Raw genomic sequence first — 16,258 nt, forward strand, 5'->3', positions numbered from 1 at the left:
CCTAGGCTCTCGAACACCCCCCACAGTCCCGGTGGGCGCGGTCGCGTCCACCGGGTCCGGAGGGTGTTCCGTCAGCCGACAGACAAGCCGAGGTGTCCTGCGCATGGGTTCCCGCCGAGCCGCTCGCCCGTCCCGTTCCCACGCCCGGCCCCGCGGCGGGCTCCGGACACGCGGTGCCGCGCTGGTGCTCGGCGCCGTCACCGTGACGGCGGGCGTCGGGATCACCCTGGCCGTCGCCCAGGGCGAGGACGGCAAGGCCTCGGACCGGGTCGCCACGAACGCCGCCGGTGAGGCGCCGGGCGCCGAGGAACCGGCGGGCGGTGCGACGCCGTCGGCCTCCGCGTCGGCGAGCCCGATCGCCACGGCGAGCAGCTCGCCGAGCCGGAGCGCCGAACCGAAGGACGAGAAGGAGCCGAAGACGTCGGCGAGTCCGGCCACCAGCCCGGCGAAGGCGGCCGCCCCCGCGTCCAGGGCGCCCGCGCGGACGACGGCGAAGAGCGGCGGCGGCGACCGGGCGTCGGACGGTGGCGGCAGCGGCACGGGGTCGGGCACCGGATCGGGTTCGGCATCGGAGTCGGGATCGGGCTCCGGTGGGGTCGGCGGGTCCGAGGCGCAGGTTCTCGCGCTCGTGAACGAGGAGCGGGCCGCGGCCGGCTGCTCGCCGGTCACGGCGAACAGCCGGCTGACCCGGGCCGCCGACGACTACAGCGACGTCATGGCGAGCAGCGGCGTGATGTCCCACACGGGCCCCGACGGCTCCACCATGGCGAGCCGCGTCGAGGCCGCCGGCTACCAGTGGTCCACGCTGGGCGAGAACATAGCGCGGGGGCAGGCGGACGCCGCCTCGGTGATGGACTCCTGGATGAACAGCCCCGGCCACCGCGCGAACATACTCAACTGCTCCTTCAAGGAGCTGGGCGTCGGCGTCCACTTCGGCGACGGCGGCCCCTGGTGGACCCAGAACTTCGGTACGAGCCGCTGACGTCCGTCACCGGACCCCGCCTCCGGGTCCGCCCGTCCGTCACCGGCCCTCGCCTGCGGGTCCGCCCCCGCTCGTGCCGGCGAGCAGGAACGAGACCCGCACCCGTGCGCCTCCCAGCGGCGCGCGGGTGATCGTCAGTTCGCCGTCGGCCGCGCGGGCCGCCCGGGCCACGATGTCCAGGCCGAGGCCGGTCGAGCCGCCGACGCTGACGCCCCGGGTCAGCGCGGCCTCGGGGTCCGCCACTCCGGGGCCGGCGTCGTCGACCGTGAGGAACACGTGCCCGTCCGCCCGCTCCACGCGGACGGCGAAAGCGGTGCCCTGCGGGGTGTGCCGGAAGACGTTGCCGATCAGTGCGTCGACGACGGCCGCGAGGTCGTCCTCGGGGAAGGCGACGGGCGCCGGGCGAGGGGTCAGGGAGCGCTCGTACGGCCGGCCCTGCTGGGTGGCGAGGACCGACCAGAAGTCCAGGCGCATGGCGACCACCTCGGCGACGTCGCACGGTCTCGCCGGGCCCGCCGCCCCGCCGGGCTGTGCCGCGGCCAGGGGTGTGCGTGCCGCGGCGATGATCGAGTCGAGCTCGCTCTCCAGTTGTCCGGCCGCCTCCGTCACCCGCCGCGCGCTCGGGGTCGCGCCCATCCGGTCGGCCTCCAGGTAGAGGGCGGTCAGCGGGGTGCGCAGCCGGTGGGAGAGGTCGGCGACCAGCTCGCGTTCGACGGCGAGCAGGTCGACGACCCGGTCGGCCATGGTGTTGAACGCCACTCCGGCCTCCTGGAGCTCGGGCGGGCCGTCCGGTTCCACCCGTACGTCGAGGTCGCCGGAGCCGAGGGCCAGCGCGGCACGCTTGAGACCGCGGGAGGAGCGGACGACACGGGCGCCGAGCCGGTCGGCGACCAGCACCGAGCCGCCGACCAGGCCGAGCGCGAGCAGCGCCATCACACCCCATGACGCGGCCACGCCCCGGGTGAGGTCCGCGGCGGGCACGTAGGCCTCCACGACCGCGACCCGGTCGCCCCGCAGGACGACGGGCTGGAGGTAGACCCAGCCGTCCGCGGTGTCGACGGCGAGCGTCTCCCGGCCCCGCACGGCACGGTCCAGCGCGGTCTCGGGCGCGTGCGGCGTTCCGACGAAGCCTCCGTCGGGCAGCCGTACGACGAGCTGGTCGGACGAGCCGAGCTCGGCGACGGCCTGCTGTACGTCGGAGCGCCGGGTGGTCAGGGCGAGCACCGGAGACAGGGCCGAGGCGCGCTGCTCGGCGGCGGTGGTGACCCGGTCCCGGGCCTGTTCGCGGACGAGGAGGGCGAGCGGGATGAGGAACGACAGCGCCACCATCGAGGTGACGGCCAGGGCGATCCCGGCGAGGGCACGTCTCATGGCGAGCTGACCAGCTTGATGCCGATACCGCGGACGGTGTGGAGATATCGGGGCTTTCGTGCCTTCTCGCCCATTTTGCGGCGGAGTGCGGACAGGTGGACGTCCACCGTCTGGTCCTCCACGTAGGGCTGCTGCCACACCTCGGTGAGTATGCGCTGCCTGGATATGACCTGGTCGGCGTGGGCGGCCAGATAGGCGAGCAGGTCGAACTCGCGACGGGTGAGGAGCAGTTCCCGGCCGGCGAGCTGCGCGGTGCGCGCGGTGGGGTCGATGCGCAGGTCGGCGACCTGGAGGACGGGCCGCCGCGCGGCACGGACGTCGGCGGGCACGGACCGGCGCAGCACGGCGGCGAGCCGGGCGGCGAGCTGGCCGCCGGAGAACGGCTTGACCATGTAGTCGTCGGCGCCGGCGTTGAGCAGGCGGATGATCTCGGTGTCGTCGTCGCGGGCGGTGGCGACGAGGACCGGGACGCGGGAGATGCCCCGGATCATCCGCAGCACGTCGAGCCCGTCGAGGTCGGGCAGCCCGAGGTCGAGCACCACGATGTCCGGCGGGCTCTGGGTGATGTCGCGCAACGCCTCGAACCCCTGGTGAGCGGTCTTCACCGCGTAGCCGTGTCCGGTCAGGACCTCGATCAGCGCGGCCCGGATCACAGGGTCGTCCTCGACGACAAGTACGGAGGCCATGAGCAGGCACGTTAGCCGGTCCGTCACTATGGTGTCGTGTCCCGCCTCCTTCGCTACCTGATCATCTGGCTGTCGTGCACGGCAGCCAGTGTCACGGCTGTCATCATCACGATCCACTTCGTGGTGGGCTCGACCCGGCCGACCGCGCCGGTCGCGCAGTCGGCGCCGAAGGAGCTCCCGGCACCCACGGCGTCCCCCCGGCCCACCGCGTCCAAGACCGTGAAGCCGTCCCCCAGCCCTTCGGCGACCAGCCGAAAACCCAGCCCGGCGCCCGCCCGTACCAGCGAGAGGCCGCCCGAACCGAGCCCGACACCGACGCCGGCCGCCCGCACCACGCCCCCGCAGCCTCCGGCCGGCGGCGTCGACCCGGGGTGCCGGGACGGCGGGGCGGGCGTGTACACGGTGCCTTCCGAAGGCGGCAAGGCGACCGTGCGGTTCGGCGGCAGCGAGGTGTGTCTGATCTCGGCCGTGCCCGACCGGGGCTTCACGGTGAGTACGAGCCAGAGCGAGCCGCAGACGCTGACGGTGACGTTCTCGGCGAGCCGTCACCGTTCGGAGATCACCGCGACGACGCAGCCGCAGAGCCGGGCCGACGTCCGCGAGGTGTCGTGGTGACGCCCCTCGTGCGAACGCGCCGGTACCGGCCGGCGGAGGCAGGTGGCCGCCGCCGGCCGGTGAGGCAGCCGTACGCGGTCACGTCGTGACGCAGGCGGTCCCGTTGAGGCTGAACGCGGCCGGGGCGGTGTTGGTGCCGCCCTTCTGGGCGGTGAAGCCGAGGGTGACCGTGCCGCCGGCGGGGATGCTGGCCGTGTAGGGGGCCGGGGCGACGCTCACCGCGCCGGCGTCCTGGGTCGGGGTCCCGCCCCACATGTTCGTGATGGTCTGGCCGTCCGCGAAGGCGAAGGCGAGCGTCCAGGGGCTGACGGGCGCGGTCCCGGTGTTGCGGACGGCGATCTCGCCCTGGAAGCCGCCCGGCCACTCGCCCACCACGCGGTATCCGACCGAGCAGCCGGCACCGGGGGTGCCGCCGCCCTCGTCGGTGGTGACGTCCACGGTGGCGGAGCGGGCCGAGCGGTTGCCGGCCGCGTCGCGGGCGTAGACGGCGAAGGTGTAGGTGGTGCCGGCGGTGAGGCCCGTCACGGTGGCGGTGCTGGTGGTGGAGGCGGCGACCTCGGTCTCGCCGCCGTCGCCGATCCGGACGACGTCGTAGCCGGCGACGCCCACGTCGTCCGTCGCGGCGGCCCAGCCGAGGGTGACGGACGTGTCCGTGACCGCGGACGCGGTCGGCGTTCCCGGGGTGGTGGGCGCCTGGGTGTCGTCCGGGCCGGGGCTGCCGTAGACCGTGGCCTCCTCGGACGTCTGCGCGATGCCGTCGGCGCCGTGGAAGATGCGCTCGCCCCAGGAGCTGAGCCGGCCGGGGTCGAAGTCGAGGGCGAGGTCGAGGACCGGGTCGGTGTTGCCGCTCCAGGACCAGGCCAGGTAGCCGAGGTCGAGCTGCTCGGCGGTGGCCATCATGGTGTCCTCGTCCGGGTCGCCCCACTGGTCGGCGGGGCCGCCGAACTCACCGATGAGGATGGGAAGTCGGGCGTCGACGAAGGCGTTCAGGTAATCGGTGATCTCCTGGGCGGTGTCGTAGACGCTGTACATGTGGATCGAGAAGATCAGGTTGCCGGTGGGGTCGGCGTCGTAGACGGACTGGGCGTTGGCCCGCATGACCCCCTGCCAGTCCTGGCCCCAGTTGGGCGCGTCCACCATGATCGTGTGCTGGAAGCCGGCGTCGCGCAGCTTCTCGACCGCCGCGACGGTCGGCTCGGTCCAGCCGGCGGGGTCGGTGTTGCCCCAGGGCTCGTTGCCGATGTTGACGATGACGTAGTCCTCTTCGCCGGCCAGCACGTCCTTGAGGCCGATCCAGTAGTCGGCGGCGTGGTCGAGCGTGCCGGCGGCGGCGTCCTCGCCGTAACCCGTGGTGTCGTGCACCTCCAGCACGCAGATCAGCCGGTTCGCCTTGCACTGGCCGACGACGGCGGCCACGTCGGCGGGGCTGTTCTCGCTCCAGCGGTGGCCGTCGGACAGGACGACCCGGACGGTGTTGGCGCCCAGCGCCTTGACGTCGGCCAGCGACTGGGTCTCGCCGGGGTACCAGGTGTGGGCGTGGTTGACCCCGCGCATGACGAAGTCGTTGCCGTTGCCTTCCAGCAGCCGGCCGTCGCTGATGTGCAGGCCGGTGGCCTGGGTGCCCGGCGACTGGGCCAGCGCGACGGCGGGACAGAGGGCACCGGCGACGACCAGCCCGAGCAGGGCGGCCAGGCCGGTCAGCAGGCGGGGCAGCGGGCCTTTCGGTGTATCGCGTCTTGCTGTTCGCACGGCGACTCCAGGGCTGAGTAGTGCGGACACGGTGGACGATGAGGGCGCACGGACGCATGGGAACGCATGGGAGCGCTCCCATAGAATCCATTGCGCCGCGTACACGTCAAGACGTGGGACAGAAAACGCTTGCCCTCCGGCCCGGGCCGGTCCCCGGCACAGGGCCGGCCCGGCCCGGCCCGCGCCGCGGCCGCTCGGGCCGATGGCGGACCGGAAACTCGGCAGGGCCGTGATGGCCGGGTCGGGGTGCGCACCTGGCGGCGACGGCATCACCCTGCGGGAAGCGACGTCCTGACCACCGGCGCCGCTCAGGACGTGGCCCGGTCCTCCGGCCCCGGCACACGTCGCGGCAGCGGGCGGTCGCCGTGATCACGCAGCCGCGCCGGTCGGCCCTCGCCCGTCCGCTCCGGCGGTTCCCGGTACGGCGCCGGGAGGCGGCCGGCGAAGTGGTGGAGGAGCACCGCACCGATGGCCGTGCCCAGGACGGAGGGAAGGCGTCGGTGATCCTCGTGGAACCGGGCCGGCCGGTGTCCGCCGGGGACCGGTCACCGCACCGCCCGGCCGGGTGCCTCGGGCGGGCCGTCCCCGCTTCGTCGAGGCAGGTCGCGCCGGCCGACGTGGTCCAGTACCGCACGCATCGCGCGGTGGACCGCCTCGCGCGACTCGTCGGTCGGGTCGACGGTCTCGAAGGAGTGGTGACCGTGCGGCACGTCGACCACCTCGACGTCCGCCCCGCAGTCCTCGGCCGCGGCCAGGAACTCCTCGACCGTGGCGGCGATCTCGGGCATCTCCAGTCCCACGCGCGTGAGTACGACGGGCAGGGCGCCGGCGCCGGCCACCGCGCGCGCCGGGTGGAAGCGGGTGCCGGACAGCCCCCAGTTCGGCAGGGGTGCCAGGACCGGGTAGGTGGCCGCCAGGCAGCGCAGCCACCGCGGAGGCGCCGCCAGCCAGTCCGTCGTGATCAGGCCGCCGCCCGAGAAGAACCACAGCGCGATCCGGTCGGCGTCCACCCGCGGGTCGGCCCGGACCAGTTCCACGGCGGCGGCCACGTCGGCGGCGGCGCGCTCGTAGTCGCCCAGGTCGTGCAGGCGGTGGTCGAGGACCACGCCCACCGCACCGCTGCCGGCCGCGTACCGGGCGTACCCCGTCAGGGCCGGCCAGTCCCTCGGGGTCGGCCGGGCGTCGGCGGGGACCGGGCCGCCGTGCACGAACACCACCGCCGGGCGCGGCTCCTGGGCGTCGGGCAGGTACAGGTCGACGTTCCCGTGCCGTTCGCGGGGGACCTCGGGGACGTCCAGCAGGAACGGCCGCAGATGCGCGGGCTGTTCCGCCTCGTCCGCGGGCTTCAGCCGGTGTCCCTCGCCGGCCGCGGCCTGCAGCAGGACGTCCGCGAGTTCGGCGGGACAGGAGAGCATCGGCCAGTGCCCGGTGGGGAGTTCGAAGAAGCTCACCCGGGGATCGGTCAGGGCCTGCAGCGCGGGATCGCCGCCGAAGCCCACCAGCATCTGGACCATCTCGATGCTCGCGCCGTTGCCGGTGCACAGCACGCCGGTGGTGGGCACCGAGGTCACCGCCCCGGTCAGCCGCAGGGGCTGGAGCAGGGTGCCCAGGGGTTGTGGCGCGGCGAGGGCGGTGAGCCGGTCCAGTGCCGCGTCGGGAACGCCCGCGGTGCTGCCCCAGATCCGCCACTCGTCGTGCGCCGGGGGTGCCAGTACCGCGTCGGCCCCCGCCCCCCGGCCCGTCCCGGGCCGCCCGGCCAGCCGCTCGCGCAGGGACTGGTCGGGGACGGCGGCCAGGGCCGGGACGCCGTCCCGCGGCATGCCCGAGTCCAGGTGGACGATCCTGTCGACGCGCTCCGCCCGCCGGTCGGCGGCGCCGAGCGCCGGGTGGATGCCGTAGTCGTGGCCGACCAGCACGATCTTCCGGTCCCTCGCCGTGCCGACCGAGTCGATCACCGCGAGCACGTCCGCGATATGGGTCTCCAGGTCGGTGCCGGACACCGTCCCGCCGCGCGGGCCGTCGAGCCCGGTGAGGGCGACCGTGTGCGCCTGGGCGCCCGCGGCGGTCAGGCGCGCGGCTGTGTCCTGCCAGACGTGTGTGCCGGTGAACATGCCGGACACCAGGATGAACGCGGTCATCGCTTCTCCTCCGTACGCAGTCCGGTACGACGCCCGTTGCGGCGTCGTACGCCCGCGGACCGGCCCGATCACCGGCCCCCGCTCGCCGGTACGGTAGGAACTCCCCCTGAGGGAGGTTCAAGTGCTCACGTCGTACGACGGTCTGTGCGGCATCGGGGAACTCGCCGAACGGGCGGGTGTCACCGTCAAGACCGTCCGCTTCTATTCCGACCGCGGACTGCTGCCGGAGGCCTCGCGCAGCACCGGCGGCCACCGGCGCTACGGCCCCGAGGCGCTCGACCGGCTGCGTCTGATCCGGTCCCTGCGGGCCCTCGGCCTGTCGGTCCCCGAGGTGCGCCGGGTTCTCGACGACGAGGACGACGAGAACAACGGGCACCACAGGGACAACGAGGACCTGGCGGGCGGTGAGGGCCGGGCGGGCGGCGCGCTGGAGGCCGCGGTCGCCGGGCGGCTGCGTGAACTCGGCTCGGAGCTGAAGGCGTTGCGCTGGCGGGAGGCGGCGCTGCGGCTGGTGCAGGAGTGTCCGCCCGGGGAACGAGCCGGTCGGCTCCGGCTGATCGGCGCCGTGTCCGCCCCGCCCAGCACGGCGCCACTGGTCCGGTTCTGGCGCGGCTGGCTGCCGCCGCGGATGCCGGCCCGGGCGGTGGGCGCGTTCCTGGAAGTCGCGGTGCCGCAGCCGCCCGACGATCCGGCCCCGGCCCAGGTCCTCGCCTTCGCCCGGTTGAACGCCCTCACGCTCGCCCCGTGCCCGGGCACCGCACAGCCCCAGCCCGAGGCGCACCGGACCGCCGGGGCCCGGGGATCGGCCGTGCTGTACGCGGGGCTGGCGGAGGCGTACGAGCTGGCGGGCGCGCATCTGCGCCGGGGCCGACAGCCGGAGCCGGGCGAGGCGTTGGACGGCTTCGTCGCCGCGTACACGAGCGCGTACGGCGTCCGGGACACCCCGGACTTCCGCCGGCGGCTGGCCGGGCAGCTCGCGGCCGATCCGCGGATCGACCGCTACTGGGAACTGGTGGGCGAGGTGGTCACCCCGCCGGGGCGACGGCCCGAACCGACCCCCGGCTCCGCACACGACTGGCTGCTCGCGGCCCTGGTCGCGCAGACGGGGGCGTCCCCGGCACAGGCGACGTGACGTGGTGGCGACCCTGGCGCTGATCGGGCCGGAGGGGCGTCCCCGACCAGGCGGCATGACGTCAGGGCACGTCGCCCCGCCAGTCGAAGCAGCGGGGGTCGCCGGGCCTGGGGCCGTACGCGGAGCGGCCGCCCGGGCCGTAGCGGCCTATCTCCGTCGCCAGTGACACACCCCGGCCGCGCTCCGCCCCGGTGAGGTCGGTGATGTCCAGCAGCAGACCGTCCAGCGGGCCGCCCACCAGTTGCGCGTAGACGCGTCCGGTCCGTGGCCCGGGGTCGTCGTGGTCGGCGCCGTAGACCCTGCCCCGCATGAACTCCACCTCATCCATGACACGCAGCCTCGCATCCGCCACTGACAACGGCGTCCGGGCCGTCGGCCCGGTTCGAGGCGTTCCAGCGGGCAGCGGGCGCCCTGCGCGGCGGGGACCAGCCCGCCGCGGGTGCGGGCGCCCGGGCGCCCGGCGAGGCTCACCGCACGCCGTGGGTCCCGCCGTTGTCCGGCCGGCGCCCGTCCGTCGATGCGGGTAGGCGTCACGCCGTCTCAGCACCGTGTCCTACGGACGGCCACCGCTTGTCGCCCCGGCCGGAGTGCCGTGGCCGGGCGCGGCCCGGTACGGCGGACGGTGAGGGCGAGGAGGGCCGCGACGGCGCATGCCGCGCCGAGGACGACCCACACCGGGTCGTAGCCGGCGAAGGTGTCGCGGGCGACGCCGCCCAGGAAGGCGGCCAGGGCCGCGCCGGCCTGGTGGGCCGCGTTGGTCCAGCCGAAGACGATGGCGCTGTCGTCGCCGTAGAACCGGCGGCACAGGGCGATGACCGGAGGCACCGTGGCGAGGTCCAGGAGGCCGAAGAGGACGACGAAGGCCATCATGGGCGGCGTGACGGTCGCGCTCATGATCAGGGGCAGCGTGACCAGCAGGAGGCCACGCAGGGTGAAGACGACGGCGAGCAGCCTGCGGGCGTCGAGCCGGTCGGTGAGCCATCCCGCGGCGACGGTGCCGGCGACGTTGAAGACGCCGATGAGGGCGAGCAGTGCCGAGGCGGTGGTGACCGGCATGCCGTGGTCGTGTGCGGCGGGGGCGAAGTGGGTCCACATGATGCCGTTGGTGGAGGCTCCGCAGACCGCGAACGCGGCCGCGAGCAGCCAGAAGGGGGCGGTGCGCGCGGCGTCGCGCAGGACGGTGAGGGCGCGGCGTGCGGCACCGGGGACGGGCGGGGGCCTGGGGACGAACACGGAGCTGCCGTAGGGGCGTTGACCGGTGTCGGCGGGGTGGTCGCTCAGCGCGAGCCGGGCGAGGAGCGCGGTGGCCAGTGCGGCGAGCGCGAGGGTGACCAGCGCGGGGCGCCAGTCGTGGTGGTCGATGGTCCAGGACAGGGCGGGCAGGAAGACCATCTGCCCGAGGACACCCGCCGAGGCGAGGAAGCCGGTGACCAGGCCGCGTCGCTCGGTGAACCAGCGGTTCGCCACGGTGGTGGCGAGGGTCATGGACAGGGATCCGGTGCCCAGGCCCACGAGGAGCCCCCAGAAGAGGGTGAACTGCCAGGCGGCGTCCATGCCGGTGGTGAGCACCGCTCCCCCGGCGACGAGTCCCAGGGCGGTGAGGACGGTCCGCCGGATGCCGAAGCGGTCCATCAGTGCGGCGGCGAAGGGAGCGGTGAGGCCGTACAGGACCATGTTTACCGACGCGGCCAGCCCGATGGAGCCGCGGGACCAGTGGAAGTCGCGCTGCAGCGGGCCCTGGAGGACGCCGGGCATGGTGGAGAAGGCACCGGCGACGACGATCGTGGTCGCGGTGACGGCTGCCACCCACCAGGCGCGGTGTCCGAGGCGGGCGCGGATGTTTCCGGTCGTGTGGCGCATGGACACCACTCTTCGCCGGGCGCGGGACCCAGACCACTGACCAGATGGACCGCAAGTGAAAGAATCTGGCCATGAGGGTCACGACTGGTGAGGCGAACGCGGTGGACGAGGCGGTACGGGCGGCGCACCGTGTGGTGGTGTTCGTGCGCCCCGGGCTGCTGCCGATGGAACTCGGCATCGTGCACCGCCTGTTCGGAACGGCCGCCGACGACAGCGGGCGCCCTCTGTACTCGGTGCTGACGTGCGCGTCCACGCCGGGCGAGGTCGCCACCGACACGGACTTCAGCGTCAACGTCCCCCACGGGCCGGAGGTCCTGGAGAGCGCCGACACGGTGGTCGTGCCGGCGGCCGTGGAGGACTACGGGCCGCAGGAACGCGGGCGGCTCGCCGGCCCCGTGCGCGCGGCCCTGGCCCGGGTTCCCGGGACCGCCCGGCTGGCGTCCATCTGCACCGGCTCCTTCGTGCTGGCCGCGGCCGGCCTGCTGGAGGGGCGGCGGGCCACGACGCACTGGAAGTCCTGCGCCGAACTGGCCTCGCTCTACCCGGAGGTCGACGTCGACCCGGACGTGCTCTACACCGACGACCGGGGCGTGCTCACCTCTGCGGGTGTGGCCGCCGGGATCGACCTCTGCCTGCACATGATCCGCGCCGACCACGGCGCGGACGTGGCGAACACCGTGGCGCGCGGCACCGTGGTGCCGCCCCATCGCGAGGGCGGCCAGGCGCAGTACATCGACCGGCCCATCGGCCAGGCGGACGACTCCTCGACCGCCGCCGCCCGTACGTACGCGCTCCAGCGGCTGGGCGAGCCCCTCACCCTGGAGGACCTGGCGGGGCAGGCGGCGATGAGCGTGCGGACCCTCAACCGGAGGTTTCGGCAGGAGACCGGAGTGACGCCCATGCAGTGGCTCGGCCGGCAGCGGCTCGACTACGCCAGGCGGCTGCTGGAGCGCAGCGACGAACCGGTCGACCGTGTCGCCGCCCGCTCCGGCTTCGGCACCGGGACCGCGATGCGTCAGCACTTCCGTGAGGTCCTCGGCGTGTCACCGCGCGCCTACCGCAACACCTTCCGCGGGACGGCGTAGTACCGCAAGCGTGCGGGCCGGCCGGAAGCATGCGGCCTGGAACGTCCGGGCCCGCCTGTGCCGGCCGGGCCCGGACGCCGACGATCAGACCAGGTCGAAGCGGTCGAGGTTCATGACCTTGACCCAGGCGGCGACGAAGTCGTGCACGAACTTCTCCTTGGCGTCGTCGCTCGCGTAGACCTCGGCGAGCGCCCGCAGTTCGGAGTTGGAGCCGAAGACCAGGTCGGCACGGGAGCCGGCCCACCTGACCTCGCCGGTGGCGGCGTCGCGGCCCTCGAAGGTGGTCTGGTCCTCGGTCGTCGACTTCCAGGTGATGCCCAGGTCCAGCAGGTTCACGAAGAAGTCGTTGGTCAGCGAGCCGGGGGTCCTGGTGAACGCACCGAGCTGGGACTGCTGGTAGTTGGCCCCCAGGACGCGCAGACCACCGACCAGGACGGTCATCTCGGGGGCGCTCAGGGTGAGCAGGTTCGCCCGGTCGAGCAGCAGGAACTCGGCCGGCAGGCGGTTGCCCTTGCCGAGGTAGTTGCGGAACCCGTCGGCGGTCGGCTCGAGCGCCTCGAACGACTCGGCGTCGGTGTGTTCCTCCGTCGCGTCCACGCGGCCCGCGGCGAACGGGACCTCCACCTGGAAGCCGGCTTCCTTGGCGGCCTTCTCGACGGCGGCGGAGCCACCGAGGACGATCAGGTCGGCCAGAGACACCTTCTTCGCGCCGGCGCCGGAGTTGAACTCCTGCTGGACGCCCTCCAGGACGCGCAGGACCTGGGCCAGCTCGTCGGGCTCGTTGACCTCCCAGCCGCTCTGCGGCTGCAGGCGGACGCGGGCGCCGTTGGCGCCGCCGCGCTTGTCGCTGCCGCGGAAGGTGGACGCGGAGGCCCACGCGGTGGACACCAGCTGCGAGACGGACAGACCCGACTCGAGGAGCCTGGTCTTGAGCGTCGTGATGTCCTCGGCGTCGATGCGCTCGCCCTCGGCCTCGGGCAGCGGGTCCTGCCAGAGCAGGGTCTCCTCGGGGACCTCCGGGCCGAGGTACAGGGACTTCGGGCCCATGTCCCGGTGGGTCAGCTTGTACCAGGCGCGGGCGAAGGCGTCCGCGAAGTCCTCCGGGTTCTCGTAGAACCGGCGGGAGATCGGCTCGTAGATCGGGTCGTAGCGCAGCGACAGGTCGGTGGTGAGCATCTTCGGGCGGTGCTTCTTCGACGGGTCGTGCGCGTCGGGGACGATCTCGGGCGCGTCCTTCGCCACCCACTGGTGGGCGCCGGCCGGGCTCTGCTCGAGCTCGTACTCGAACTCGAAGAGGTTCTTGAAGAACCCGTTGCTCCACCGGGTCGGGGTCGTGGTCCAGGTGACCTCCAGGCCGGAGGTGATGGCGTCCCCGCCCTTGCCGGTGCCGTAGGTGCTCCTCCAGCCCAGGCCCATCTCCTCCATGGAGGCGGCCTCGGGGTCGTCGCCGACGTGGTCGGCCGGGCCGGCGCCGTGGGTCTTGCCGAAGGTGTGTCCGCCGGCGATCAGGGCGACGGTCTCCTCGTCGTTCATCGCCATGCGGCGGAACGTCTCGCGGATGTCGCGGGCGGCGGCGATCGGGTCCGGGTTGCCGCCCGGGCCCTCCGGGTTGACGTAGATCAGGCCCATCTGGACCGCGCCGAGCGGGTTCTCCAGCTCGCGGTCGCCGGTGTAGCGCCGGTCGTCGAGCCAGGTGGTCTCGGGGCCCCAGTAGACGTCCTCCTCGGCCTCCCAGACGTCGGCGCGGCCGCCGGCGAAGCCGAAGGTCTCGAAGCCCATCTCCTCCAGGGCGACGTTGCCGGTGAGGACCAGGAGGTCGGCCCAGGAGAGGCTCTGGCCGTACTTCTTCTTGACCGGCCACAGCAGGCGGCGGGCCTTGTCGAGGTTGCCGTTGTCCGGCCAGCTGTTGAGGGGGGCGAAGCGCTGCTGGCCGGCGCCGGCGCCGCCGCGGCCGTCGCTGATGCGGTAGGTGCCCGCGCTGTGCCAGGCCATGCGAATCATCAGCGGGCCGTAGTGCCCGAAGTCGGCGGGCCACCAGTCCTGCGAGGTGGTCAGCACCTCGGCGATGTCCCGTTTCACGGCCGACAGGTCGAGGGACCTGAACGCCTCGGCGTAGTCGAACTCCTCACCCAGCGGATCGGCCACGGCGGGGTTCTTGGCGAGGATCTTCAGATTGAGCCGCTCCGGCCACCACTGACGGTTTCCGCCACCCTGCGTGGGGTGCGGGGCGCGTCCGTGGGCGACCGGGCAGCCGCCCGTCTCCTCGGTTTTCGCGTCGGTCACGATGGCGTCGTGGTTCTCGGACATGGGAATCCTTCCGAACGGGGCGGATCAAGGTGCTGGGGAACTGCCGGTGGTGGAGCAGTCGGGGCACAGGCCCCGGTAGATGACCTCGGCCTCGTCTATCGAGAAGCCGTGGTCGTCGGACGCGGTCAGGCAGGGCGCCTCGCCCACGGCGCAGTCGACGTCGGCGAGGGCACCGCAGGACCGGCACAGGACGTGGTGGTGGTTGTCGCCCACCCGCCCTTCGAACCGCGCCGGGCCGCCGGGCGGCTGGATGCGGCGCACGAGCCCCGCCGCGGTGAGCGCGTGCAGCGCCTCGTACACGGCCTGGAGGGATATGTGGCCCACGCGCCGGCGCACCCCGGTGGCGATCGCCTCGGCATCGAGGTGATCGCCCCGTCGGACGGTCTCGAGCAACGCGACGCGGGCGGCGGTCACTCGCAGGCCGGCCCCGCGCAGTTCCGAGGCGACGGCCGGATCCCGGGATGCGGTCATGGCGGCGAACCTACTCCCGTAAACGCGAACCCCTCAAGGAAACGAACCGATCCATTTCGGTGACCGTCGGGTGCCGGAGCCGCCGCCGTGCCCGGCCTGCCGCGGTGACGGCGAACGATCGTGGTAGACAACGTGGGTGGTGGGCACTGGCAAGGAATGCCACATTCCGGCGCAGCTCTACAACAGGAGTGAGTGATCAGCCCGTGCTGTTGAAGACGTTCCGTTGGGCCTTCGCCGTCACCGCCCTGGGGCTGGCCGCGGGAATCCTGTACGAGGGGTGGACCGCCTTCGGTCTCGTGGCCATTCTCGCCGTGCTGGAGGTCTCCCTGTCCTTCGACAACGCGGTGATCAACGCCGGGATCCTGAAGAAGATGAGTGCCTTCTGGCAGAAGATCTTCCTCACCGTCGGCATCCTGATCGCCGTCTTCGGCATGCGGCTCGTGTTCCCGGTCGTGATCGTGGCGATCAGCGCCCGGCTGAGCCCGTGGGCGGCGGTCGACCTGGCGCTCACCGACAAGCAGCGCTACCAGGAGCTGGTGACGGACGCGCATCCGTCGATCGCCGCCTTCGGTGGCATGTTCCTCCTGATGATCTTCCTCGACTTCGTCTTCGAGGACCGGGACGTCAAGTGGCTGGGATGGGTGGAGCGGCCGCTGGCCAAGCTCGGCAGGATCGACATGCTGTCGGCCTGCATCGCCCTGATCGTGCTGCTGGTCTCCGCGATCACCGTCGGCGCCCACGCCCACCAGCACGGCGGCACCCATGTCGACAAGGCGGAGACGGTCCTGCTGTCCGGTGTCGCCGGCCTGATCACCTATCTGGTCGTCGGCGGTCTCTCCGGCTTCTTCGAGGAGAAACTCGAACGGGAGGAGGAGCGCGAGCACGCGGCCGTGGAAGAGGCCGAACGCGCGGGCAAGTCCCGCTCGGCCGTCGCTCTCACCGGCAGGGCCGCGTTCTTCATGTTCCTCTACCTGGAGGTCCTGGACGCCTCGTTCTCCTTCGACGGGGTCATCGGCGCCTTCGCCATCACCAACGACATCGTGCTGATGGCCCTCGGCCTGGGCATCGGCGCCATGTACGTGCGGTCCCTCACCGTCTACCTGGTCCGCCAGGGCACCCTCGACGACTACGTCTACCTGGAGCACGGCGCGCACTACGCCATCGGCGCCCTGGCCGCCATCCTCCTGGTGACCATCCAGTACGAGATCAACGAGATCGTCACCGGCCTCATCGGCGTGGTCCTGATCGGTTCCTCCTTCTGGTCCTCGGCGCGCCGCAACCGTGCGCTCGCGGCGGCCTCCTGACGGCACGTCCGGCCGAATCGCCGGATTGTCGGACCGCGGGAGTCGGAGGACCGAACGGGTGCGCTACATTTTGCAGCGCCTTGACCACGATCACTCACGATCTCTCACGCTACGGAGCCGGCAACCCCATGAGCGACATCGTCAACGGACTCGGCCGTGCCACCGCCTACGGCGGCCTGGGCCTGGTCCTCCTGGTCCTCGGCATCGTCCTGGTCGACGTGCTGACGCCCGGAAAGCTCGGCCGGCAGATCTGGGAGCAGCGCAACCGCAACGCGGCCATGGTGCTCAGCTCCGCGCTGCTCGGTATCGGCGGCATCGTCTTCACCTCCATCTGGACGACGTACGAGGACTTCGGCAAGGGGCTGGTGTCGACCGCGGCGTTCGGGCTGCTGGGCCTCGTGATGATGGCCGTGGCCTTCCTGGTGGTCGACCTGATCACCCCGGGCCGGCTGGGCGCGACGCTGGTCGAGCCGGAGCCCCACCCGGCGGTGTGGGTGACGGCGTCCTGCAACCTGGCCGTCTCCGCCGTCATCGCGGCTTCCATCGCCTGACCCGCTT

At 73.0% G+C, this 16,258-nt stretch carries 15 protein-coding genes; 6 read left to right on the forward strand and 9 right to left on the reverse strand.

Annotated elements, in window-relative coordinates; all coding sequences use genetic code 11:
- The first annotated feature begins 103 nt into the window (after positions 1 to 103).
- Positions 104 to 982 carry a CAP domain-containing protein gene (locus ACP4J0_RS06200; protein ID WP_426597582.1) on the forward strand — a complete coding sequence of 293 codons (879 nt, stop codon included), beginning with the start codon at positions 104 to 106 and terminating at the stop codon, positions 980 to 982.
- A gap of 39 nt (positions 983 to 1,021) precedes the next feature.
- Here ACP4J0_RS06200 and ACP4J0_RS06205 read toward each other — a convergent pair whose 3' ends face one another.
- From ACP4J0_RS06205 to ACP4J0_RS06215, 3 genes are read right to left on the reverse strand one after another with little or no spacing between them, the layout of a single operon-like run.
- Positions 1,022 to 2,353 carry an ATP-binding protein gene (locus ACP4J0_RS06205; RefSeq protein ID WP_426597583.1) on the reverse strand — a complete coding sequence of 444 codons (1,332 nt, stop codon included), beginning with the start codon at positions 2,351 to 2,353 and terminating at the stop codon, positions 1,022 to 1,024.
- A complete protein-coding gene (locus ACP4J0_RS06210) occupies positions 2,350 to 3,039 on the reverse strand; it encodes a response regulator transcription factor (protein ID WP_426597584.1) in 690 nt (229 codons plus the stop codon). Before ACP4J0_RS06210 ends, ACP4J0_RS06205 begins: the two co-directional genes overlap by 4 nt.
- A gap of 53 nt (positions 3,040 to 3,092) precedes the next feature.
- Entirely contained in the window at positions 3,093 to 3,440 is a 348-nt protein-coding gene (locus ACP4J0_RS06215) for a hypothetical protein (protein WP_426597585.1), read from the reverse strand.
- A gap of 1 nt (position 3,441) precedes the next feature.
- Between ACP4J0_RS06215 and ACP4J0_RS06220 the strand changes: the two genes are divergently transcribed.
- Positions 3,442 to 3,654, forward strand: a complete 213-nt coding sequence (locus ACP4J0_RS06220; protein WP_426597586.1) for a hypothetical protein — start codon at positions 3,442 to 3,444, stop codon at positions 3,652 to 3,654.
- 78 nt (positions 3,655 to 3,732) lie between these two features.
- Here the strand turns inward: ACP4J0_RS06220 and ACP4J0_RS06225 are convergent, their stop codons facing one another.
- Positions 3,733 to 5,403, reverse strand: coding sequence for a cellulase family glycosylhydrolase (locus tag ACP4J0_RS06225; protein ID WP_426597587.1), 1,671 nt, complete (start codon positions 5,401 to 5,403; stop codon positions 3,733 to 3,735).
- 545 nt (positions 5,404 to 5,948) lie between these two features.
- Entirely contained in the window at positions 5,949 to 7,541 is a 1,593-nt protein-coding gene (locus ACP4J0_RS06230) for an alpha/beta hydrolase (RefSeq protein ID WP_426597588.1), read from the reverse strand.
- Positions 7,542 to 7,662: 121 nt separating this feature from the next.
- Between ACP4J0_RS06230 and ACP4J0_RS06235 the strand changes: the two genes are divergently transcribed.
- On the forward strand, positions 7,663 to 8,673 hold the full coding sequence (locus tag ACP4J0_RS06235; protein WP_426597589.1) for a MerR family transcriptional regulator: 1,011 nt from the start codon (positions 7,663 to 7,665) through the stop codon (positions 8,671 to 8,673).
- Between the two features lie 61 nt (positions 8,674 to 8,734).
- On the opposite strand, the gene ACP4J0_RS06240 is transcribed toward ACP4J0_RS06235, so the two are convergent.
- Both ACP4J0_RS06240 and ACP4J0_RS06245 read right to left on the reverse strand, forming a co-directional pair.
- Complete coding sequence (locus tag ACP4J0_RS06240) at positions 8,735 to 9,001, reverse strand: hypothetical protein (protein WP_426597590.1); 267 nt, start codon at positions 8,999 to 9,001, stop codon at positions 8,735 to 8,737.
- Between the two features lie 212 nt (positions 9,002 to 9,213).
- Positions 9,214 to 10,533, reverse strand: coding sequence for an MFS transporter (locus tag ACP4J0_RS06245; RefSeq protein ID WP_426597591.1), 1,320 nt, complete (start codon positions 10,531 to 10,533; stop codon positions 9,214 to 9,216).
- A 71-nt stretch (positions 10,534 to 10,604) separates the two neighbouring features.
- Between ACP4J0_RS06245 and ACP4J0_RS06250 the strand changes: the two genes are divergently transcribed.
- The gene (locus tag ACP4J0_RS06250) at positions 10,605 to 11,618 is read left to right on the forward strand and encodes a GlxA family transcriptional regulator (RefSeq protein ID WP_426597592.1); all 1,014 of its coding nucleotides are present in this window, start codon (positions 10,605 to 10,607) and stop codon (positions 11,616 to 11,618) included.
- A gap of 84 nt (positions 11,619 to 11,702) precedes the next feature.
- Here the strand turns inward: ACP4J0_RS06250 and katG are convergent, their stop codons facing one another.
- Entirely contained in the window at positions 11,703 to 13,925 is a 2,223-nt protein-coding gene (gene katG / locus ACP4J0_RS06255; protein WP_426597593.1) for a catalase/peroxidase HPI, read from the reverse strand.
- Between the two features lie 24 nt (positions 13,926 to 13,949).
- Complete coding sequence (locus ACP4J0_RS06260) at positions 13,950 to 14,396, reverse strand: Fur family transcriptional regulator (protein ID WP_426597594.1); 447 nt, start codon at positions 14,394 to 14,396, stop codon at positions 13,950 to 13,952.
- A gap of 203 nt (positions 14,397 to 14,599) precedes the next feature.
- Here ACP4J0_RS06260 and ACP4J0_RS06265 point away from each other — a divergent pair, with 203 nt between their 5' ends.
- Positions 14,600 to 15,700, forward strand: coding sequence for a DUF475 domain-containing protein (locus ACP4J0_RS06265; protein ID WP_426597811.1), 1,101 nt, complete (start codon positions 14,600 to 14,602; stop codon positions 15,698 to 15,700).
- Positions 15,701 to 15,828: 128 nt separating this feature from the next.
- A complete protein-coding gene (locus ACP4J0_RS06270; protein WP_426597595.1) occupies positions 15,829 to 16,251 on the forward strand; it encodes a DUF350 domain-containing protein in 423 nt (140 codons plus the stop codon).
- Positions 16,252 to 16,258: the final 7 nt, after the last annotated feature.

This window comes from Streptomyces sp. WG7 (genome assembly GCF_049975785.1).
Classification (GTDB): domain Bacteria; phylum Actinomycetota; class Actinomycetes; order Streptomycetales; family Streptomycetaceae; genus Streptomyces.